The organism is Pseudomonas sp. OTU5201 (genome assembly GCF_038440135.1).
GTDB lineage: Bacteria > Pseudomonadota > Gammaproteobacteria > Pseudomonadales > Pseudomonadaceae > Metapseudomonas > Metapseudomonas resinovorans.
In genome coordinates, this window is the sequence record NZ_JASATC010000024.1 from 23,108 (window position 1) to 43,593 (window position 20,486).

General features: G+C 63.1%; 17 protein-coding genes and 1 pseudogene. 7 read left to right on the forward strand and 11 right to left on the reverse strand.

Translation table 11 applies throughout. The annotated features are described in order from the left end of the window. Window positions 1-93: 93 nt before the first annotated feature. The gene (locus tag AAHM40_RS16010; RefSeq protein WP_342245522.1) at window positions 94-1,797 is read left to right on the forward strand and encodes a BCCT family transporter; all 1,704 of its coding nucleotides are present in this window, start codon (window positions 94-96) and stop codon (window positions 1,795-1,797) included. Between the two features lie 74 nt (window positions 1,798-1,871). Here AAHM40_RS16010 and AAHM40_RS16015 read toward each other — a convergent pair whose 3' ends face one another. Continuing rightward, window positions 1,872-2,783 carry a LysR substrate-binding domain-containing protein gene (locus AAHM40_RS16015; RefSeq protein ID WP_342245580.1) on the reverse strand — a complete coding sequence of 304 codons (912 nt, stop codon included), beginning with the start codon at window positions 2,781-2,783 and terminating at the stop codon, window positions 1,872-1,874. 427 nt (window positions 2,784-3,210) lie between these two features. On the opposite strand from AAHM40_RS16015, the gene AAHM40_RS16020 reads away from it, so the two are divergent. After that, window positions 3,211-4,920 (forward strand): amidase, encoded by a 1,710-nt coding sequence (locus AAHM40_RS16020; protein ID WP_342245523.1) that lies wholly within the window; start codon window positions 3,211-3,213, stop codon window positions 4,918-4,920. 64 nt (window positions 4,921-4,984) lie between these two features. Here the strand turns inward: AAHM40_RS16020 and AAHM40_RS16025 are convergent, their stop codons facing one another. The 7 genes and pseudogenes from AAHM40_RS16025 to AAHM40_RS16055 all read right to left on the reverse strand — a co-directional run bounded on the left by AAHM40_RS16025 (window position 4,985) and on the right by AAHM40_RS16055 (window position 11,872). Then, complete coding sequence (locus AAHM40_RS16025; protein ID WP_342245524.1) at window positions 4,985-6,025, reverse strand: GlxA family transcriptional regulator; 1,041 nt, start codon at window positions 6,023-6,025, stop codon at window positions 4,985-4,987. Window positions 6,026-6,255: 230 nt separating this feature from the next. After that, window positions 6,256-6,648, reverse strand: coding sequence for a GFA family protein (locus tag AAHM40_RS16030; protein ID WP_342245525.1), 393 nt, complete (start codon window positions 6,646-6,648; stop codon window positions 6,256-6,258). Window positions 6,649-6,885: 237 nt separating this feature from the next. Next, window positions 6,886-7,056: pseudogene (locus AAHM40_RS16035) on the reverse strand (TerC family protein); the annotation flags it as partial. Between the two features lie 170 nt (window positions 7,057-7,226). Further along, window positions 7,227-7,598, reverse strand: a complete 372-nt coding sequence (locus AAHM40_RS16040) for a RidA family protein (RefSeq protein WP_342245526.1) — start codon at window positions 7,596-7,598, stop codon at window positions 7,227-7,229. A gap of 45 nt (window positions 7,599-7,643) precedes the next feature. Next, a complete protein-coding gene (locus tag AAHM40_RS16045; protein ID WP_446731578.1) occupies window positions 7,644-9,194 on the reverse strand; it encodes a BCCT family transporter in 1,551 nt (516 codons plus the stop codon). 235 nt (window positions 9,195-9,429) lie between these two features. After that, complete coding sequence (locus AAHM40_RS16050; RefSeq protein WP_137821468.1) at window positions 9,430-10,416, reverse strand: dipeptidase; 987 nt, start codon at window positions 10,414-10,416, stop codon at window positions 9,430-9,432. Between the two features lie 13 nt (window positions 10,417-10,429). Next, window positions 10,430-11,872: an aldehyde dehydrogenase family protein gene (locus tag AAHM40_RS16055; protein WP_342245527.1), complete on the reverse strand. Its 1,443-nt coding sequence runs from the start codon at window positions 11,870-11,872 to the stop codon at window positions 10,430-10,432. Window positions 11,873-11,965: 93 nt separating this feature from the next. Between AAHM40_RS16055 and AAHM40_RS16060 the strand changes: the two genes are divergently transcribed. From AAHM40_RS16060 to AAHM40_RS16070, 3 genes are all read left to right on the forward strand, one after another. Beyond that, window positions 11,966-12,871 carry a LysR family transcriptional regulator gene (locus tag AAHM40_RS16060; protein WP_342245528.1) on the forward strand — a complete coding sequence of 302 codons (906 nt, stop codon included), beginning with the start codon at window positions 11,966-11,968 and terminating at the stop codon, window positions 12,869-12,871. Window positions 12,872-13,042: 171 nt separating this feature from the next. Beyond that, window positions 13,043-14,761 carry a hypothetical protein gene (locus AAHM40_RS16065; RefSeq protein WP_446731579.1) on the forward strand — a complete coding sequence of 573 codons (1,719 nt, stop codon included), beginning with the start codon at window positions 13,043-13,045 and terminating at the stop codon, window positions 14,759-14,761. Beyond that, the gene (locus AAHM40_RS16070; protein WP_342245529.1) at window positions 14,761-15,504 is read left to right on the forward strand and encodes a DUF3726 domain-containing protein; all 744 of its coding nucleotides are present in this window, start codon (window positions 14,761-14,763) and stop codon (window positions 15,502-15,504) included. Before AAHM40_RS16065 ends, AAHM40_RS16070 begins: the two co-directional genes overlap by 1 nt. 196 nt (window positions 15,505-15,700) lie before the next feature. Here AAHM40_RS16070 and AAHM40_RS16075 read toward each other — a convergent pair whose 3' ends face one another. After that, window positions 15,701-16,156, reverse strand: coding sequence for a MarR family winged helix-turn-helix transcriptional regulator (locus tag AAHM40_RS16075; RefSeq protein WP_280285584.1), 456 nt, complete (start codon window positions 16,154-16,156; stop codon window positions 15,701-15,703). Between the two features lie 212 nt (window positions 16,157-16,368). Here AAHM40_RS16075 and AAHM40_RS16080 point away from each other — a divergent pair, with 212 nt between their 5' ends. Both AAHM40_RS16080 and AAHM40_RS16085 read left to right on the forward strand, forming a co-directional pair. Beyond that, a complete protein-coding gene (locus tag AAHM40_RS16080; protein ID WP_342245530.1) occupies window positions 16,369-17,811 on the forward strand; it encodes a SulP family inorganic anion transporter in 1,443 nt (480 codons plus the stop codon). 379 nt (window positions 17,812-18,190) lie between these two features. Continuing rightward, window positions 18,191-18,526, forward strand: a complete 336-nt coding sequence (locus AAHM40_RS16085) for a DUF3703 domain-containing protein (RefSeq protein ID WP_342245531.1) — start codon at window positions 18,191-18,193, stop codon at window positions 18,524-18,526. Between the two features lie 253 nt (window positions 18,527-18,779). Here AAHM40_RS16085 and AAHM40_RS16090 read toward each other — a convergent pair whose 3' ends face one another. Continuing rightward, window positions 18,780-19,604: a class I SAM-dependent methyltransferase gene (locus AAHM40_RS16090; RefSeq protein WP_342245532.1), complete on the reverse strand. Its 825-nt coding sequence runs from the start codon at window positions 19,602-19,604 to the stop codon at window positions 18,780-18,782. Between the two features lie 62 nt (window positions 19,605-19,666). Further along, window positions 19,667-20,407 carry a sulfite exporter TauE/SafE family protein gene (locus AAHM40_RS16095; RefSeq protein WP_342245533.1) on the reverse strand — a complete coding sequence of 247 codons (741 nt, stop codon included), beginning with the start codon at window positions 20,405-20,407 and terminating at the stop codon, window positions 19,667-19,669. Window positions 20,408-20,486 lie beyond the last annotated feature (79 nt).

Genomic DNA, 20,486 nt, shown 5'->3' on the forward strand with positions numbered 1-20,486 from the left:
ATCAATGGGTACGCCTGACCCATTGGCGATGGATGCGCCAGCCCAAGTCAGTCAAATCCTCAAACCCTTGAACAAGAACAAGAGGGGATAACAATGCGTGCAGAATCAGGCCTGTTGAAGGGCCTAAATCCCACAGTGACGGTCACTTCATTGGTCGCCGTCATTACCTTCGTGCTTTTTTGTGCCCTCTTTGCCGAAAGTGCGAGCGCTGTCTTCCAGTCCACCTCCGACTTCATCCTGCAGAACTTCAAATGGTTCTACCTGGCGTTGGTCAGTGGCGTGCTTGGGCTGCTGATCTACCTGATGTTCAGTCGCTACGGCCAGATCAAGCTGGGACGCGATGAAGATGCGCCCGAATTCAGCTTCGGGTCCTGGATTGCCATGCTGTTCAGTGGCGGGATGGGAATCGGCCTGATCTTCTGGTCTGTCGCCGAACCCATGTGGCATTACGCCGGCAATCCGTTCGCGACGGGATTGACCGATGAAGCCGCCACCACGTCGATGCGTATAACCCTCTTCCATTGGGGCCTGCACCCGTGGGCAATATTCACGGTTGTCGGCCTTGGGCTCGCCTACTTCGCCTATCGAAAGGGGCTGCCGCTGACCATGCGGTCCATCCTCTACCCGCTGATCGGTGACCGCATCTACGGACCAATCGGCCATGTAGTGGACATACTCGCCGTGGTCATCACCGCGTTCGGCGTTTCGCAGTCCCTCGGCCTGGGTGTGGTGCAAATGAACACAGGACTCAGCCAAGTGTTCGACCTGCCTATCAGCCTGGGTGTGCAGATAACCCTGATCGTGCTGATCAGCATCGTGACCACCCTGTCGGTCATGGCGGGTGTCTCCCGGGGGATGAAGCGCCTGTCTGAATGGAACATGCTGCTTTCCGTGGTTCTTGTTGCGCTGGTCCTTTTTCTGGGTCCCACCCGCTACATCCTCAACCTGATGCTCGAGAGCACCGGTGACTATGCCCAGAACATCGTGGGCCTGAGCTTCTGGAGTGATACCCAGAAAGATAGCGGCTGGCAGAACTGGTGGACCGCCTTCTACTGGCCGTGGTGGATGACCTGGGGTCCATTCGTGGGTCTTTTCATCGCTCGAATCTCCAAGGGCCGCACCATTCGCGAGCTGATCGCTGGCGCCTTGGTGGTTCCCACCCTGGTCACCATCGTCTGGATGTCGGTCTTCGGTGGCGCTGCCTTGAAGAGCGAACAGGCCGATCGCCAACTTCATGAAGAACGCGTGGCGAGTGGTGAGCTACAAGGGGAGCAGGCAAAGTTCGAGGGTGGAACCGTACTTCTGGCCACCAAAGAAGAAACCACGGCGGCCATGTTCACCCTGCTGGAGAAAATCGACGGCGGCATGATTGGCAAGTCCCTCAGCATTCTGGTGTGCATCCTGCTGGCAACCTACTTCATCACCTCTGCCGACTCCGGCACCCAGGTGCTATGCACACTGAATTCGCTGGGCAGCGCCAATCCACCTCAAAGCATCCGACTGCTTTGGTGCGTCATGGAAGGCGCCATCGCTACCGGCTTGCTATTGGCCGGCGGGCTCAAGGCCATTCAGATGGCCAGCATCGCCGCGGGGCTGCCAATTGCTGCATTCATCCTGCTACTCAGCTACACCCTGCTACGCAGCCTGCGTCAGGAGATGGCTGGCGTCCTGCCTGAGTTACCCCCTGGCAGTCGCAATCCCACGCAGGATTTTTCCCGGGAGGGTGTCTCGCATATTGGCGGACCAGTGCCGGGCGGGGCCCTTGATCTCAGTTTGACTGCGCAAAAGGCCGGCTGACACTGGCTGGGTAGAGCCACCTGAAAGCATCGAAGCCGACGGCCACAAGCTGCCGGCTTCGGTCGTTCTGCGCTTCACTCGCGCCGCACTGATGGCAAAGCCATCAGCCAATCCCGAAATAACCGCACACTCTGACGTGGGCCGCGTTCGCTCGGAGATTCAAGCAAGCAGAATTTAGCGTCTGTCTGAAGGATGATGTCATTCGGCCTGACCAGAACGCCCGTGCTTAGCGGTTCGTCCACCAGGTTGCCCCACGCCAGAGCGACACCTTGTCCACTAATCGCCGACTGGATAAGCATGCTGTAGCTGTTGATATTGACTCGGTGTTTCGGCGTCAAAAGCTCATACCCCAGACGCTTGAACCATTCCGGCCATCCAATCCAGTCCCGCTGCGAGTCTTCGAGCCATAGCCAGGTGCAGGACGAAAGCCCATCAATGAATCGCAGTTGCGGGTGCTTCGCCAGATAACCCGGGCTGCATACGAGGAAAATCTCTTCCGAAAACAGCGGAGTGACCTCCATTCCTTTGGGAGGTGTACCGCAGTAGTAGAGCGCCAGGTCGCTATCGAGCCTGGAATAGTCCTTCACATGGTCATGAGCAATGATGCGCAGGTCGATGTCTTCGTGCTGGCTCTGGAATTCTGCGACCTTGGGCAGTAGCCAGAGCGATGCCATAGCGGTACTGGTAGCAACGGTTACCTGCTGATCTCCTCGCCATTGACGAATCTCGCCGGTCGAACGGGCCAGGTGCTGCATGCATTCCCGCACCGTTTCGTAGTACTGACTCCCGGTTGGAGTCAGGCTCATGCTGCGAGTCGTTCGGATGAACAACGCCTTGCCAAGATACTCTTCGAGCAGACGAACCTGACGGCTGATCGCGCCCTGCGTGACGTTCAGCTCTTTGGCTGCGATCGTAAAGCTCAGGTGACGCGCAGCGGATTCAAAGGCAAGCAGGCTGTTAAGCGGCGGAAGCGGTTGGATTTTCACGGTTTGACGCACCCGTCCATTCCTTTTTTATAAGTCCGTCATTTTAACGGGCCACCCAGGGTTTAGGTGCGCCAGCGGAACAAAATGAATTTAGTATTTTGCCTCGCATGGGGATTGTGGTTGCCAGTCCGTTGGCGCTTCTGCTGCTGCGTTTAGATCGTACCCGCGAGGTGGAATTGACATCCGCCTTCGGCCGGTAGCGACATAGTTGGGTGAGCCTTTACACCGAGTACTCCGCCCTGCGTTGGTGCAAAATAGTGCCCACTAGAACTTTGCTAGCCTGGATTGTGAGTCCAGCCCCTGTCGCGTAATGCAGCGAAACGAGGACCGATATGAAAGCCGATTTTGAGAGGGTTGATGCCCCTGAACCCGAGATGCCGCGTGATGGCAATCACCACAGGCCCCACCCGCAGTCGGTGGTGACAGCATGATCGAGGTAACCGAGGTTTCAATTGCCGAATTACGTGCCGCGCTCGAATCCGGTCGGACGACTGCGGTTGAGCTGGTCCAGGCCTATCTCGCCAGGATCGATGCCTATGATGGCCCCGACACCCCCACGGCCCTCAACGCGGTGGTGGTTCGCAACCCCGATGCGCTAAAGGAAGCCGAGGCGTCCGACGCCCGTCGGGCCCGGGGCGAAACGCTGGGGCCGCTTGATGGCATTCCCTACACCGCCAAAGACAGCTACCTGGTGAAGGGGCTGACTGCGGCCTCCGGCAGTCCGGCATTCAAGGATCTGATCGCCTATCGCGATGCGTTCACCATCGAACGACTTCGCGCTGCGGGAGCGATCTGCCTGGGCAAGACCAACATGCCGCCCATGGCGAACGGCGGTATGCAGCGCGGGGTCTATGGCCGCGCGGAAAGCCCTTACAACGCGAACTACCTCACCGCGCCCTTCGCGTCGGGTTCGTCCAACGGTGCGGGCACCGCAACCGCGGCCAGTTTCGCGGCATTCGGCGTTGCTGAAGAAACCTGGTCGAGTGGGCGCGGGCCTGCATCGAACAATGGCCTGTGCGCCTATACGCCTTCGCGCGGGGTGATCTCGGTGCGCGGCAACTGGCCGTTGACGCCGACGATGGATGTTGTCGTGCCCTATGCCAGAACCATGGCCGACCTGCTTGAGGTGCTGGACGTCGTAGTGGCGGAGGACCCGGACAAGCGTGGCGACCTGTGGCGCCTGCAGCCCTGGGTGCCGATCCCGAGCGTTGATTCGGTACGTCCCGCCTCCTACCTGGAGCTCGCCAAGCAGGCCGAAGCCCTGGCGGGCAAGCGCTTCGGTGTTCCGCGCATGTTCATCAACAAGGACCCGGACGCCGGCACCAGCGAAGCGCCGGGCATCGGCGGCCCGACCGGGCAACGCATAAACACCCGCCCGTCCGTGATCGCGCTCTGGGAAGAGGCGCGCAAGGCCCTGGAAGCCGCCGGTGCCGAAGTGGTCGAAGTCGACTTCCCGCTGGTGTCCAACTGCGAGGGCGACCGGCCGGGCGCACCGACCGTGTTCAACCGCGGCCTGGTATCCAAGGAATTCCTGCATGACGAACTGTGGGACCTGTCGGCCTGGGGCTTCGATGACTTCCTGCGGGCCAACGGCGATCCCAAGCTGCACCGTCTTGCCGACGTCGACGGTCCGAAGATCTTCCCGCACGATCCGGGCACGCTGCCAAACCGCGAAGGCGACCTGGCCGCAGGCATGGACGAATACGTGCGAATGGCCCAGCGCGGCATCAAGCCATGGGACCAGATCCCCACGTTGCCGGATGGCCTGCGCGGACTGGAGCAGACTCGCCGCATCGACCTAGAAGACTGGATGGATCGCCTGGGTCTCGACGCTGTGCTGTTCCCGACGGTGGCCGACGTGGGCCCGGCGGATGCCGATGTGAATCCCGAGTCTGCGGATATCGCCTGGAGTAACGGTATCTGGGTTGCCAACGGCAATCTTGCCATCCGCCACCTGGGCGTCCCCACGGTAACCGTGCCGATGGGCGTGATGCACGACATCGGCATGCCCGTTGGGCTGACGTTTGCCGGTCGTGCGTACGATGACTCGGCGCTGCTTGGTTTCGCTTCGGCGTTCGAGTCGACGGGGACCAAACGGCTGATCCCGCCGCGAACCCCACCCCTGCAGCGCGGCTAAGTATGGAGCTGGCGGGATGGGCGCTATACAAGCCCCATCCCTCAGCGAGCAACCGGCGCTTTACTTATCCGACTTTGAACTGGGTACGGCTGCGAAACTGCCCGGGGGCGATATCGAATTTTTCGCGGAAGCAGCGATGGAAATGCGGGAGCGTGGCGAATCCACTGGCGACCGCTATTTCAATGAGGGATTTGTTGGTGTGCTGCAACAACTGGCGTGCGTGAGTGAGGCGCAACTCCAGGTAGTACCGCGGCGGGGTTGCCTTGACGTAGCGCCGGAAGAGGCGCTCCAGGTGTCGCCTGGAGATGCCCGCATGACGGGCAATCTCATCGATTTCTATGGGGTCTTCGATATTGCTGTGCATCAACTCCAACGCGAGCTTGAGCGTTCGCGGCAGGGTCGGGTCGAAGTCGATCGACACCACGGACACATCGACGACTTCCCGCATCTTGTCGCAACCCAGCACCTCCTCCACAGCATTCAGCAGTTCCTGACCAGCGCTGTGCCCGACCACCTCCAGCATCATGCCCAACGAGCTGTTCGCGCCAGCGCAACTGATCCGCTTGCGGTCGAGTACGTGGGAATGGGTGGTCACTCTCACCTTGGGAAAGAGTTCGGCCATCATTGCCCGACCGTCAGGGTGGAATGCGCAGTCATGGCCATCCAGCAACCCCGCCTCGGCAAGGAAGTAACAGCCATTCCAGAGTCCTCCAAGCACTGAACCCGCGGCGTCAGCGTGGCGCAGTTTCGCTCGCAGCAAGGGGTCGCTCTCGAGGCGGACACGGAAACCGCCACACACCACGATGATGTCCTGGTGCTTTTCATCCAGCTCAGCCAGGGGGCAATCGGCGGCAATGGCAATCCCGAGGTCGCTCAGCACCAGGTTGCTCTCACCCCCGACCACCTGCACCTCGAACACGGGCGTTGAACTCATCAGGTTGGCGGTAACCAGGGCATCCACGGCGCCGGTAAACGCCATCATCGAAAAATGCTCGCGCAGAACGAAGGACACGCGGCGGACCGCCGTCGTCAACCCGGCACGGCTGGCCTTATCCAGATGTGCCAGGTTCTTACTCTTCAACACACTCTCGAATGACGTTCTCATCTCTCGACTCACAGGCGCTCAGGCACCATCCACCAAGGCTACCTCGAATAGCAGCGCAAACAGCTTCGCACAGTCCGGGCTGTCAGGCAGTGCCGCAACCGTCTCTGCGATTGCCCTTCGCGACGCCTCTCCCAATCGAAGGCAGCGTCCTCGTGCATCGGCTTCGATGTCTCGATCAGGGCATACGCCCCGGCCACCTTGTAACGGCGCGCTTGCGGCGTTCGTGCCCCCTACACTTCGAAGCGACTCGTGGGATCACGATCGCGCTCGTAGTGCCTCGTGATTGGGAACGGCGGCAACCAGGACTCGCGACGGACGGTCCAGATTTCGTAAGTTGGCCTCAGTTGGTCAGGGGCATCCAGGGCGCCCAGGTTCACTTCGATCTCATCTGCGGTGCGGGCGAAAACGGATGAGCCGCAGCGAGGACAGAAATGCCGACCGGCGTAGTCGCGCGTTTCGCCATCGATCGTCACTGCGTCCTGAGGGAACACCGCAGAAGCGTGAAACAGGGCCCCGTGATGCTTGCGACAGTCGAGGCAGTGACAAAGGCCGACCCGGTATGGAGGCCCCGCGGCCACAATTCGGACGTTGCCGCAAAGGCAACCGCCTGTGAATCGGTCCATGCTGCGTCTCCTCTGCTATCAAGCCGTCGGGATGCTGGCAACGTACCTCGCCGCGTGTCCATTGAAGCTGTGCCAGCCTTTTCCGCTGCTTGTGAAATTAGCAGCCACGCCGTTGCAACGAGTTGCTATCGGCCATGCTTCATCGCCGTGGCTGACCTCGTGACAAAGCCTGAACCGCAAGGCATCCCCCACTCAATCACCTATTGGGTGGTGGCGCCCGCGTGCGATATGCATGAGGGTGATCATCGCCAGCGCCAGGCCGAAGAAGCGGGTGCGCGCCTGCAGGTGCAGTGGCATGCGGGCCACGAGGATGGCGTTCATGATGATGTTGTCGATGCCGAGGACGATCTCCAGGGCGGTCAGGGTGAAGAAGGCCACCCAGATTTCCGGGTGCAACAGCCCTTCCATCTCACCCTCCAAAGCAAATCTGGCCAGGCGGCCGGAAGTGGCGCAAGCGCCGGCCCGCTTGTGGCGGAAAAGCGCTTGCACCGCGCATAGGTAAAGTCGCTACCGGACGAGTCGGCGAGCGATAGACCGGCCCTTGCGGGATCGCCGGCAAGGGCCAGGACGGGGCCCGATCAGGCCGCCGCGTAAACCACCAGTTCCACCAGCATCTCCTCGCGAGCAAGGCCCGCCACGACCACGGCAGCGCGGTTCGGGTAGGGGGCGGCGAAGTATTCGGCGTAGACCGCGTTCACCGTGGCCAGGTAGCTGCGGTCAGTGACGTAGATGAGCACCTGGGTCACCGCGTCCAGGCCCAGCCCGGCGCAATCCAGGGTGTGTTTGAGGTTGTCCAGGGTCTGCCGCGCCTGCGCTTCGATGCCCCCTTCCACCACCTGCCCTTCGACATCGATGGGGATCTGCGCCGTGTACAAGGTCCCGTTACCGATCACGGCCCACTCCAGCGGGGCCTTGGACGGGTACAAACGGGTGCTGACTGCCTGTTTCATTGAACTCTCCAGGGAAAAAAGGGAGGGACAAGCCCTCCCAAGGGACTAGACCTGCTGCTCCCGCGCCAGGCGGCGGGCTATCTGTGGGGCGTTCCAGAGTGCGGGGAGAATCAGCAGGGACACCGGCACGGCGGTGATGACGATGAAGGACTGCAACGCCGTGACCCCACCCGAGCCGATGGTGATCAGCACCACGGCAGCCAGCCCCATGCCGATGCACCAGAAGGCGCGCAGCCACTTCTTCGGCGAGTCGTTGCCGGACATCGCCATGGCCACGGTGTAGGCCATTGCATCGCCGTTGGTGGCCACCGAAATGAAGCTGAGGAACAGGAACAGCGCCGACACCAGCCCCGCCAGCGGCAGGCTCTGGGTCACGCCCAGCAACATGGCCTCGGGCTGGGTGCCGTGGGCGGTGACGGTGCCGGGGTTCTGCAGCTCCAGGCCGATGCCGGTGCCGCCGACCACGGTGAACCAGAACATGGTGACCAGCGGCGCGATGATCGACAGGGTCATGATGATCTGGCGAATGCTGCGGCCCCGGGAAATTTTGGCCACGTACAGGCCCATCATGGGTGCGTAGCCGATGAACCAGCCCCAGTAGAACACCGTCCACCAGTCGAGCCACTTCGGATCGGCGCGGTACAGGGTCATCGGCAGGAAGTTCTCCAGTTGCATGCCGAACGCCACGGGGAAGCCCGAGAGGATGAACAGGGTCGGACCGGCCACGATCATGAACAGTGCCAGGCCGATCATCAGCCAGACGTTGATCTCGCTGACGAAACGGATGCCGTTCAGACCCACCAGGCAGGAGGTGGTGTACATGGCCGTCACCAGGATGATGGTGATGGACTGGGTCAACAGGTCATTGGGCAGTCCCCAGACGGCTTGCAGCGCATTGCTGATCTGCAGGCCGAGGAAGCCGATCGGGCCGATGGTGCCGGCGACGACCGCGATGATCGAAGCGGCATCGGCGAGGTTGCCGATGGGTCCCTTGAGTGCACGCTCGCCCAGCAGCGGATACAGCAGCGTACGCGGCGCCAGCGGCAGGCCCTTGTCGTAGTGCAGGTGCATCAGCACGATCGCCAGCAGGCTGCCGAGCACCGCCCAGGCGAGGAAGCCCCAGTGCACGAAGGACTGGGCCAGGGCCAAATGGCCGGCCTGCTCGGTGTTTGGCTGCACGCCGGGGAACAGCGGCGGCGGGCTGGCGAAGTGCATCAGCGGCTCAGCGGCTGCCCAGAAGGCGCCACCACCGGCCAGCAGTGCGCACATGATCACGGCGATCCAGTTGAAGGTGCTGGTTTCCGGCTTCCGGTCGACGCCACCCAGGCGCACTCGGCCGCACTTGCTGAAGCAGATGCCAAGGCTGACCAGGAAGGTCGCCAACATCAGTACCTGCCAGTAGAGTCCGAAGACTTTCGTCGACCAGGCGAACAGCGTGTTGACCAACGCCGAGACGGCGTCGATGTCCACCAGCGCCGCCACCAGGAAACTGAGCAGGAAGCCACCGCTGATGACGAACAGCGGCCAGTCGATGCCTTGCAGTGCCGGGTGCTTCATCGGCGTGCTGCCTATGGTCTGGGTCGGGAACACTTTCATGATGCCTCCAGGTTGTAGCTTAGGCCCCGCCGGCATGCGGCACGCGCGGGGCGAATGACCAGGGGTTCGAAACGACGAGGGTCGTTTGGTCAACGCAAGGGGCACATGTCGCGCGCGCCCCCTGAAGGCAGCGGGTGATGGTGGTGTGCGGGTGGGCACAGGCCAGCTCCACGGCGGGAGTTGGACGAGGCTCTGTTCTTGTTTTTGTTCATGGCGTCCTCACGGGGTGGGTAGATCAGTTCTGCGGCGCGGTGCCGCGTTCCAGCAGGTTCAGCCAGTTCAGGCCCATGATTTTGCGCACCTCGTCCTCGGCAAAGCCGCGCTGGCGCAGGCCCTGGGCGATGACGGGGAAGTCGCGGCTATCACGGAACCAGTGCAACGGGGCCGGCCAGTCGGCGTTGTCCGCCGAGCCTTCGCCGTAGTCCTTGGCCTTGCTCCAGCGGCCATTGCGCATCCACTCCAGGACTTGCAGCGGCTGCTGCTGGCAGAGGTCGGTACCGATGCCGATGTGGTCGATGCCCATCAGGTCCGCGGTGCGCGCGACCATGTCGCAGAACTCGTCGAGCTGGCAGGCCGAACCGCCGCGCAAGTGGAAGGGATAGGTGCTGAAACCGAGCAGCCCGCCGGACTCGGCGATACCGCGCAGCACCGCATCGGACTTATTGCGCTTGGCCGCATGGAAGCTGGTGGGGTTGGCGTGGGAGATGATCACCGGCCGGCTCGACAGCTCGATGGCTTCCAGGGTGCTGCGCTCGGCGCTGTGGGACATGTCGATGAGCATGCCGACGCGGTTCATCTCTTCGATCACCTGGCGGCCGAAGCGGCTGATGCCATTGTCCTCGCGCTCGTAGCAGCCGGAAGCCAGCAGGCTCTGGTTGTTGTAGGTCAGTTGCATGATGAAGACGCCGAGCTGGCGGAAGACTTCCACCAAGTCGATGTCGTCCTCGATGGGCGAGCAGTTCTGGAAGCCGAAGAAGATCCCCACCCGTCCTTCCTGCTGTGCCAGGCGGATGTCCGAGGCCTGGCGCACGGGGCGGATCAGCTCGGGAAAGGCCTCGAAGCGGCGGTTCCATTCGCCGATGCGCGACAGCGTCTCGCGGGCGGTTTCGTGGTAGGCGATGGTGGCGTGGACGGCACTCAGGCCACCTTCCTGCATCTGCCGGAACAGCTCAGGGCTCCAGTTGGAGTACTGCAGGCCGTCGATCATCAGAAGCTCTTGCATGGCGCTTTCTCCCTCAGGGACGCACGTAGACGGTCTTGACCACCGTGTAGAAGTCGCGGGCGTACTGCCCCTGCTCGCGCGGGCCGAAACTGGAATCCTTGCGACCACCGAAAGGCACGTGATAGTCGGTGCCGGCGGTGGGCAGGTTGACCATCACGCAGCCGGTATTGGCCCGGCGCTTGAAGTCGCTGGCGTGTTTCAGCGACTGGGTCATGATCCCGGCGGTCAGGCCGAAGCGCGTGTCGTTGAGGATGGCCAGGGCCTCTTCGTAGTCCTTCGCCTTGATGACGCAAGCGATGGGCCCGAAGACCTCGTCGCGGTTGATACGCATGTCGTTGCGGCTGTCGACGAAGAGCGCCGGGCGCATGTAGAAGCCCTCGTGCTCCTCGGCGATGCGCTCGCCGCCGCAGACCAGGCGCGCGCCTTCGGCCTTGGCGTCTTCGATGTAGCGCAGGTTCTGCGCGAGCTGGCGTTCGTCGATCACCGGGCCGATCTGCACACCCTCGCGCAGCGGGTGGCCGACCTCGAGCTGTTTGATTCGCTCGATCAGCGCCTCGACGAAGCGGTCGTGAATGCCCTCGGTGACGATCAGGCGGGACGACGCCGTGCACTTCTGTCCGGTGCCGAAGAAGGCGCCATTCACCGCGCATTCCACCGCCAGCGCCAGGTCCGCGTCGTCGAGCACCACCAGGGCGTTCTTGCTGCCCATTTCCAATTGGCAACGGACGAAGTTGGCGGCCGTTGCGGCGGCGACCCGGCGTCCTGTTTCAACCGAGCCGGTGAAGCTCAGTGCATGGATATCGCTGGAGTGGATCAGGCGCTCGCCGACCTCGGTACCGCTGCCCATCACCAGATTGAAGGTGCCCGCTGGAAGGGCCTGCCGGGAAATGATCTCAGTCAGCGCCCAGGCGCTCGCCGGCACGGCATTGGCCGGTTTGAACACCACGGCGTTGCCAAAGGCCAGGGCCGGGGCGATCTTCCAGGCGGCGGTGGCCATCGGGAAGTTCCAGGGGGTGATGATGGCGACTACGCCGACCGGCTCGCGACGGACTTCGATCTCCACGCCGGGCCGCACCGAATCGGCCGTCTCGCCCATCTGCCGCAGGACTTCAGCAGCGTAGTAGTGGAAGAACTGCCCGGAGCGATAGACCTCACCGACACCCTCGGCCAGGGTCTTGCCCTCTTCCCGCGACAGCTGCTCACCGAGCTCCGCCTTGCGGGCAATGAGTTCGTTGCCGATGGCCATGAGCACTTGGTAGCGCTCTTCCAGGCCACTGCGGGCCCAGATGGCCTGGGCGGCGGTGGCGGCGGCAATCGCCTGATCCACCTGAGGGGCATCGGCCTGGGTGTAGTGGCCTATCACGTCTTCGACGTTGGCCGGGCTGCGGTTGGCAACAACCGACGCACCCTCGACCCAGGCGCCACCGATGTAGTTGTTGAAGATCTTACTGGGCATGTGCACCTCCGTTCTCGCTTTGAGCGCATGGTAGGTGCCGCCTCAGATAAACTAAAATTAGTTGTAAATATTGATTGATAAGGAAAACTTACCGTGCTCCCAGACCTGAAGATCGTCCAGCTACGCCATTTCGTCTGGGTTGCCGAACTGCAGGGTTTCCACGCCGCGGCTGAACGGGCGCACCGCACCCAGCCGGCAATTTCGCTGTCCATCCGCGACCTGGAGGCCAAGCTGGGCCAGGCCGTGTTCGAGAAGCGTAATGCGCGGGTCACCAAGCCCGAGCTGACCCCCTTCGGCGTGCAGTTCCTGGCTTATGCCAAGGAGCTGATCGAACACCACGACCGCGTGGTCCGCGACATGAGCCTGATCGCCCAGTACAAGTCCGGGCACCTGCGCATCGCCTCAGTGCCCTCCATCGCCAGCCGCCTGCTGCCGGATATCCTCACGCGCTTCATTGGTGATGCCACCGACCTGCACGTCAGCCTGTTCGACGACAACTCCGAGGCGGTGCTGAACATGGTGGAGAACCAACAGGTGGACTTCGGCATCTCCAGCCTCTGGGAAGCGGAGAGCGACATCCGCTTCATTCCCATCTGGGAAGACAGCATCGGCGTGGTCTGCCACCAGAACCACCCGCTGGCCGGCAAAGCGCAGCTCGGCTGGCAGCAACTGCGCGGCGAGCGCTTGATCGCCAACGGCACCTCGCGCCTGCTGGCCGGCACCCGTGCCGAAGAGCTGGTGAGCGACTCGCAGTTCTATATCTCCAACATGATTTCCCTGTTGGCCATGATCGAGGCCGGCATGGGCATCACCACCCTGCCCCGCTTCGCCTTCCCGGCCGAGCCCGGCCAGTTGCGCTTCATTCCCCTGGCCGACCCGCTGGTGACCCGCGACATCGGCATCGTGCGCCAGGCCAACCGCTCCCTGCCGGTGGCCGCCCAGGCCCTGTTCGAGTTCATCCTGCGCGACAACGAACTGGACCCGGAGGAATGGCGATAACCCGACTGATCGACGAGGTCATTTGAATAAGGGTTCCTTATCAAACGATAGGGCGATCTGAATTGCTCCGCGGGGCCTGCTGTCCCACCATCGGCGACAGATCAATAACAAGCCGCCGCCCGAAAGCCAGCAGGCAACGGTGCACGGTGAACGCCAGTTGAGGGCCCCAGAATGAGCACCCCTTCGATCATGGAATCCGGCCTGCCCGAGGCCGCGACTCCGTACATGCGCCCTGCCCACCTGGTCATGGACCTGGAGCGGCTCGGCAGCCTGCACCAGAGCCGCCTGAGCTTCATGCGCAGCCTGGTCCGCCGGATCATGCGCGAACAGTGGAAGATCGACGCACCGCGCTTCGAACTGGATGCCGACGGCTACGGCACGGTCATCTACCGCATCCGTACGCGCAGCGACCTGTTCAGCTTCGTGCTGTTCTCCCAATACCTGGCGCCGGAAAAGCGCAACGACCGGGTCATCGCCAGCGAATGGGATCTGACCATGGCGCTCTGCGAAGGCGAGGTGGACGGGGCCTATGTCGACTATCTGCGCCAGAACGTGCCGCTGCAGGAAGCGGGCCGGCTCGACGCCAAGGTGATGGTGCTGTCCCGCGCCAACCGCAGCGTGCGCAACTTCGACAGCGTGGTGGAAGCCCTGAGCCAGGGGCGCCAGCCCGATGTGGCGCAGATCGCCCGGGTTGGCTACCTGTACCGCACCACCGCCGTCTACGGCAGCGGCAAGCTGGGCATGGCCGACTGGGAGAAAGTCAGCCGCAAGCACCCGGATTTCGCCCGCCCCTTCGCCGCTGAAATGTTCACCTGTTTCATGCTGCGCAACTTCAGCCTGCAGCAGGCCGAACACATTGCCCAGCGCCGCTCACCGGAAACCGCCGTGCCCTTCGCCCCGGCCCTCAAGCGCTACTTCGGCATCGGCAATTCAACCGGCCTTGGCATGGCGCCCTACCTCATCAACCACCCGCAACTGATCAGCCGCTGGATCGAAATGCGCGAACTGGCGCTGGCGCGCATCCTCGCTGGTGCCCCAACGGCCGCGCAACTGGCCCGCCTGCCGCAACTGCTTGAGCGTGCCATCCGCCATCTCGAGCAAACCTTTACCGAAGACGAATGGCAGACCGGCCACAACCAGCGCGTCCTGGCCGACCTGCTCGCCCTGCGCGCCGGGCTCGACCTGCAACCGCTGCAAGCCTGGCAGTCCCTGCAGGACTGGGCCCTTAAGCGCGCCAGCCTGCAAGGGCAGGAGCTGATCAACTGCATCCTCCTGGAACTGCACCCGGAGCGGGTAGACGAACTGGAAGACCGTCTCGCCTTGCCCGAGCAACTGGAACTGAACCCGGAAATGCCCGCCAGCCGGCTGAAAGAACTGATCGAGACGAGTTACGACTGGGCCCTGGCAATCGACTTCAGCGCGGAGGGTGCCCAGGAAACCTTCTGGTACCGCTCCGAAGAAAAGCAGGAGCCGCGACTCGGCAGTTGCAGCCTCGACGAAGGTCGGGACAAGCAGATGCCCCTCGGCATCGGCTACCTGGTGCAGCAGTGCCACCAGAGCCTCTCCGAGTACCTGAGGCAGAACCCCGCCCACAAGGTCGCCCATTTCCTGCTCCGTCATCCGGAGCAACGCGGCATCGTCCGCCGTATCCAGACCATGGCCCGCACCCATTACGGCGAAATCCGCGCCAACCTGCTGGACCGTGACGTGCTGCCCATGCACCTGCTGCGCTGCAAGTTGTCGTTCTTCGGGGTGAGCAAGTTCGACCCGCGTTCGCGCCTGTGGGTGCGCAACACCATGTTCCAAGGCGCACCGCTGCTGGAGGACATCGGCCAGCCCTTCGACGATGACTGGTTCCTGCCGCTCGCCCCTACCCAGGAGAACGCTTGATGTTGATTTCCGCCAATGAGCTCAAGGCCCTGCTCAAGCGCGTGTTCGAGGGCATGGGCTATGCCCTGGGCACCTACGAAGACGCCGCGGCCCTGGTGGGCTGGCTGCACCTGCACGGCGAAGATGGCCTGGGCGAACTGGAGCGCGCGCTGGATCTGGTAGCCGACCGCGAACGTCCAATGGCCGAACTCATCGCCGAAGGACCGGCCACGCTCACCGTCGAGTGTCATGGCCGCAGCGCCCTCAACTGCTTGCCGGCGCTACTGGAACTGGCCAGCGTCCAGGCCCTGGAGCAGGGACTGGTGCGCGTCGACGTCCTTCACTGCCACAACCGCAAGTTCGTCCTTGGCCTGCTGGCAGCGTGCGCGCGGCAGGGCCTGTGGGCCCAAGCCTCCTGGGATAATGGCCACGGGCCGGTCCAGCGGCACGTGGCGCGGATCGGCGCTGGCGATGAAAACCCGGCCTACCAGACATACCAACTCGCGGCTGACGCGCCCCTGGCGCAACGGCAGTCACTGAGCCTGACGCTTGGTATCCCGGGCGACCCGCAGCGCCTGACCGAGCCCACCACTGCCCGGTACGACCGATACGTCTCCCAGGCGGATTTCGCACTGGCCGGTGAGCAGGCCCTGGAGAACGGCATGGAGGTTTCCCCCGCTCTGTGGCAACGCCTCAACCGGTTGGCCGAGGCCGTACTGGTGGAAAACTCCGAGCGCTCGCGCAGCGGTGCCGGCGGACGCTGAGCACCAAAGGAGTACCGGCCCGGACTCCATGGCACGCTTGGTTGTCTGGGCCGTTCTGGCAACTGCCGGGCGCTATTCATCGCACATTCGGCGAGCCCTATCCGCTTCGGACCTGAAGTGGACGTCAAGCAACGTGCCGGTTCGTCCTTGGAGAATCCGACGGCGATGGTGAGCAGTCCCGTGCGCGGGCACAGGCTTACTTGACGCTTTTGATGAGATTGTCGCGCAGCGCCACGATGGCCTTCTGGATCTGCTCGAACGCTTCCGGCTCCAGGCCGGTCGCCTGGCTGAGGCTCCCTTCCAGGCCTTTCTCACGCAGTGCCCGACCCTGACTCGTCAAACTGAGTCGCACTTGACGTTCGTCCTCAGGATCTCGCTGCCGCTGAACGAGCCCCATCGCCTCCAGCTTCTTCAGGATGGGCGTGAGCGTGTTCGATTCGAGAAACAGCTTTTCACCCAGTCCGCCAACGGTCTGATTGTCTTGCTCCCACAGCGCTACGATGGTGATGAACTGCGTGTAGGTGAGCCCAAGCTGCTCGAGAACGGGTTTGTAAGCCTTTCCGAAAGCAAGGTTCGCGGAATAGACCGCAAAGCACAGGAAATCGGAGAGTGGTGCGGGTTTTGCGGATGCCGCCTTGCTGCTGGGTTTCATGTGCTGCTCCCTGGGACGGTGGCCATTGCCCCGAAGGAGCAGGCCATAAATCGCATACGATAATATCGGAAAATCACCCACTCAATACCACACTGAGAGAACGCCCCGAGTACCTGATCGCTGGTCGGATGGCCCCTGTTTCCGTACTATTCGCCTCCCATTTTTTGCCATCCCTCGCGACCGCACCCGCCGGTCCACCGCTCAGGTACACCATGAAACCAACCCGTCTGCGCGCCGATATCCTGGCCGGACTCACCACGTCGTTCGCCCTCGTTCCCGAATGCATCGCCTTCGCCCTGGTCGCCCACCTCAACCCGCTGATGGGCCTGTACGGCGCCTTCATCATTTGCACCCTGACCGCCCTGTTCGGCGGTCGACCCGGGATGGTGTCCGGCGCGGCAGGGTCGATGGCGGTGGTGATCGTTGCGCTGGTAGTGGAACACGGCGTGCAGTACCTGCTGGCCACTGTTTTGCTAGGCGGGGTGATCATGATCGCGTTCGGGGTATTGCGCCTCGGCAAGCTGGTACGCATGGTGCCGTACCCGGTGATGCTCGGCTTCGTGAATGGCCTGGCGATCATCATCGCGCTGGCCCAGCTGGAGCATTTCAAGACGGGTGAAGACTGGCTTGGCGGCATCCCGCTGTACCTGATGCTGGGGCTGGTGGCACTGACCATGGCCATCGTCTACCTGCTGCCGCGCCTGACCCGTGCCGTGCCGCCCGCGCTGGTGGCGATCCTCGGCGTCGGCCTTCTGGTCTACTTGCTCGGCCTGCCGACCCGCACCCTCGGCGACATGGCGCACATTGCCGGCGGCCTGCCCACGCTGGCTCTGCCGCAAGTGCCCTGGAACCTGGAAACCCTCAAGGTCATCGCGCCTTACGCCGTGCTGATGGCTCTGGTGGGCCTGCTGGAAACCCTGCTGACCCTGAACCTCACCGACGAGATCACCGAAAGCCGCGGCTACCCGGACCGCGAATGCGTGGCCCTGGGTGCGGCCAACATCGTCTCCGGCGCGTTCGGTGGCATGGGCGGTTGCGCCATGATCGGCCAGACGGTGATCAACCTCAGTTCAGGCGGCCGTGGCCGGCTCTCGGGGGTGGTCGCCGGGGTGATGATCCTGCTGTTCGTGCTGTTCCTCTCGCCGCTGATCGAGCGCATCCCGCTGGCAGCGCTGGTGGGCGTGATGTTCGTGGTGGCCCAGCAGACCTTCGCCTGGGGCTCGCTGCGAGTGGCGGGCAAGGTGCCGCTGAACGACGTGCTGGTAATCGGCGCGGTGACCGTCATTACCGTCTTCACCGACCTGGCCACCGCCGTTCTGTGCGGCATCGTCATCGCCGCCTTGAACTTCGCCTGGCACCACGCCCGTGAACTCTATGCCGACAGCCACGACGAAGCCGACGGCAGCAAGCTCTACCGGCTGCACGGCACACTGTTCTTCGCGTCCACCACCCCCTTCCTCAACCAGTTCGACCCCGCTGGCGACCCGCACCAGGTGACCCTGGACTGCCGCCATCTCAGCTTCGTCGACTACTCAGCCATCGCCGCGCTAAGGACCCTGCGCGAACGTTATGCCAAGGCCGGCAAACACCTGCGCGTCGTACACCTGTCCGAGCGCTGCAAGAAGCTGCTCAAGCGCGCCGGAGAACAGCACTAGCCGCCCCTCGCCCGAAGGGCGGGCGGTATCAGGGGGCGTTCGAGGGGATTCTCGCGCGGTCACGGGCCGGCGGATCACCACGTGGATACGGAGCACGCGGGCTCCGTCGTGTGCTGGAACGAACTGGACGGGCCTCAGCGTGAGAGGCTGACGGTGAGTCATGCGCCACGGGCGTGAGGAACGAACGACTGCGGATTGAACCAGGCCGTGCCCCCATATCGGCTGCAATTTGATGGGTATCGTGGCCTCCACCCATCCTACGATTGCATGCCGCCACGGAGCGCAGTTCACGCCGTCCTGCCGTCCCGCTGAATACCCCTTGACCCTGAAGTAACTACAGGGTGTTCACTGCTGTCACTTCCCCCTGCAGGCACACCCCATGAAAACCGAACTTCACATCGCCATCGAACAGGCCGTCCAACAGGCCTGCGACGCCCTCGCCGCCCAAGATCCGCAACGCGCCTACCCCTGGCTGGAGCGCGCCCACATCCTCAGCCAACGCCTGCCGCTGCTGCATACCCGCAGCCACTGGCTAATGCTGAAGGCAGGCTGGCAGCAGGGCGATTATCGCGAGGTGATCGGCCAGGCCCTTCGCATGCCCGCCGCCCTGGTCTTCTCGCGAATCTGGGTCCCCCTGGGTAACACCGGCCGGGCCAGAGTCAGCGCCTTCAAGCCGATGCCGATGTCCGAGGAGCTGCGCCAACTCCTGGGCTGAACCGGCTCAGGGCAGGCCTGGGGTGCGATGTTCCGCGCCAACGGAGAGCCTGATGACTGGCGGTACATCTGCCGCAGGACTCCGACGGAATACCGACGCACGTTTTCCTGACATCGACTACCGTAAAACTGTCCCCTTGCAGAGGACAATTGAAGTCGCCACGGTCGCCACCTCCCCCCGTAAGTTGACCGCACCGTGGCGGCCTTTTTTTGCCTGATTTTCTTGTGGATGCGAATTCAACGGCAGGCCTGCCCTACCCTCGCTTCACCGCCTGCAGGGTATAGCTCAGTGGCAATCGCCAGCGGCCCCGGTCCAGCCGCCACTCGCCCGCGTCGTCCCGCACCATTCGGCCGGGCAGTGCTTCCCAGGGAATGCTGTCGTGCTCTTCCAGGGCGGTGAGCTGCAGGCCATGCCGCAGCAGCGCTGTAACCACCTCGCCCAGGCCATGGTTCCATTCATAGGACCGGGTCGCGGTCAGTCTGGCCTCGGTTTCCACGTAGGTGCTGTCGTCGTCCCATTCCATGGGCTCGGCCCTTTCGAAATAGGGGTACTCGATGACCAGACCGTCTTCCCGCGCCTCGTTTACCGCACAGAGCATCGGGTGCCCCTCACGCATGAACAACCGACCGTCCCGTTTGAGCAAGGCAGACACCACACGCGCCCACTCGTCGATGCGCGGCAGCCAGTTGATCGCGCCGATGCCGGTGTAGACGAGATCGAACGTACCCGTCGGCAGCACCTGGTCGGCAGCGTAGACGTCGGATTCGACGAAGCTGATTTCCTTCCCGCAGCGACGCGCCAGCAAGCGCGCCTGCTCAAGGGCGGCTGGGGAGAAATCGAGGCCGCTCATCCGTGCGCCCAAGCGGGCAAGGGACAGCGTGTCGGTGCCGATATGGCACTGCAGGTGCACGCCGTTCTGGCCGGCGATATCGCCCAGTCGCGGCAGGTCGAAGCACACCACATCCGACAGGTAGCCCGGATCGCTGACAAAGGTCTCGGCGGCATAGTCACGGGACGCGGCATGCAGCGGGGCACGCTCGTCCCAATTGACCTTGTTCAGATGGAGGTAATCACTCATGAGGCAAGACTCCGTTCTTCCCTGGAAAAAAGCGGAACGCTACCCCTGCACCATGCAACCGTCTACCAGTTCTGTACGAACAGCTGGATGCCTGTCACCAGCAACCCCGCCCAGGCGATGCGATAGAACCAGGTGTGATTCACCCGCCCCTGCAGCCAGATACCCAGCCACACCCCGACCACGACGATGGGCGCCAGGGCCAGACTTGCGGTCAGGCTGGTGGTGGTGAACTGCCCAAGCAGCGCATAGGGCACCAGCTTGATGGCATTGGTCAGCAGAAAGAAGCAATTCACCGTGGCGACGTAGCGCACCTTGTCCATCTGCTGAGGCAGCAGATACATCATGATCGGCGGCCCACCCGCATGGGCGACGAAACTGGTGAAGCCCGCGATGCCCGAGAGCAATGTGCCCTTGGCCACCTTTGGTGTGCTGGGCGCCTGGGCCGCCGCGGCGTTCAGCACGTTGAGCAGGAAGAAGGCGATGGCGATGCCGCCGATCATCAGACCGATGAGCCGCTCGCTGAGCAGACCGAAGCTCAGGGTGCCCACCAGCACACCCAGCAATGCGCCAGGGAGCATGATCTTCAGATTGCGCAGGTCCCATTTGCCGTAGAAGCGGCGCAGGCCGGTGATATCCGCCATGCAGAGAATCGGCAGCATGATCGCCGCCGCCTGGGTGGGCGGCATCATCAGGGCCAGCAGCGGCACCGCAATGCCCCCCAGAGCGCCGCCGAATCCCCCTTTGGAAATGCCCGTCAGCAGGACGGCGGGAATGCCCAGTAAAAACAGCTCGGCGAATGACATCGGTGGACAGCCTGTTCAGGTGGATTAACGAACGGGGCGCCATTATGGCGGGCTTTTCGCCGAGTGCCTTCGTCCTGGT

Bases quoted from the DNA above. Each gene is read 5' to 3' on its own strand.
- AAHM40_RS16055 (WP_342245527.1), bottom strand. From the start codon at position 11,872: ATGCCCAGTAAGATCTTCAACAACTACATCGGTGGCGCCTGGGTCGAG.
- AAHM40_RS16040 (WP_342245526.1), bottom strand. From the start codon at position 7,598: ATGAAACAGGCAGTCAGCACCCGTTTGTACCCGTCCAAGGCCCCGCTG.
- AAHM40_RS16070 (WP_342245529.1), top strand. From the start codon at position 14,761: ATGTTGATTTCCGCCAATGAGCTCAAGGCCCTGCTCAAGCGCGTGTTC.
- AAHM40_RS16020 (WP_342245523.1), top strand. From the start codon at position 3,211: ATGATCGAGGTAACCGAGGTTTCAATTGCCGAATTACGTGCCGCGCTC.
- AAHM40_RS16045 (WP_446731578.1), bottom strand. From the start codon at position 9,194: ATGAAAGTGTTCCCGACCCAGACCATAGGCAGCACGCCGATGAAGCAC.
- AAHM40_RS16080 (WP_342245530.1), top strand. From the start codon at position 16,369: ATGAAACCAACCCGTCTGCGCGCCGATATCCTGGCCGGACTCACCACG.
- AAHM40_RS16065 (WP_446731579.1), top strand. From the start codon at position 13,043: ATGAGCACCCCTTCGATCATGGAATCCGGCCTGCCCGAGGCCGCGACT.
- AAHM40_RS16050 (WP_137821468.1), bottom strand. From the start codon at position 10,416: ATGCAAGAGCTTCTGATGATCGACGGCCTGCAGTACTCCAACTGGAGC.
- AAHM40_RS16095 (WP_342245533.1), bottom strand. From the start codon at position 20,407: ATGTCATTCGCCGAGCTGTTTTTACTGGGCATTCCCGCCGTCCTGCTG.
- AAHM40_RS16090 (WP_342245532.1), bottom strand. From the start codon at position 19,604: ATGAGTGATTACCTCCATCTGAACAAGGTCAATTGGGACGAGCGTGCC.
- AAHM40_RS16075 (WP_280285584.1), bottom strand. From the start codon at position 16,156: ATGAAACCCAGCAGCAAGGCGGCATCCGCAAAACCCGCACCACTCTCC.
- AAHM40_RS16030 (WP_342245525.1), bottom strand. From the start codon at position 6,648: ATGGACCGATTCACAGGCGGTTGCCTTTGCGGCAACGTCCGAATTGTG.
- AAHM40_RS16085 (WP_342245531.1), top strand. From the start codon at position 18,191: ATGAAAACCGAACTTCACATCGCCATCGAACAGGCCGTCCAACAGGCC.
- AAHM40_RS16010 (WP_342245522.1), top strand. From the start codon at position 94: ATGCGTGCAGAATCAGGCCTGTTGAAGGGCCTAAATCCCACAGTGACG.
- AAHM40_RS16025 (WP_342245524.1), bottom strand. From the start codon at position 6,025: ATGAGAACGTCATTCGAGAGTGTGTTGAAGAGTAAGAACCTGGCACAT.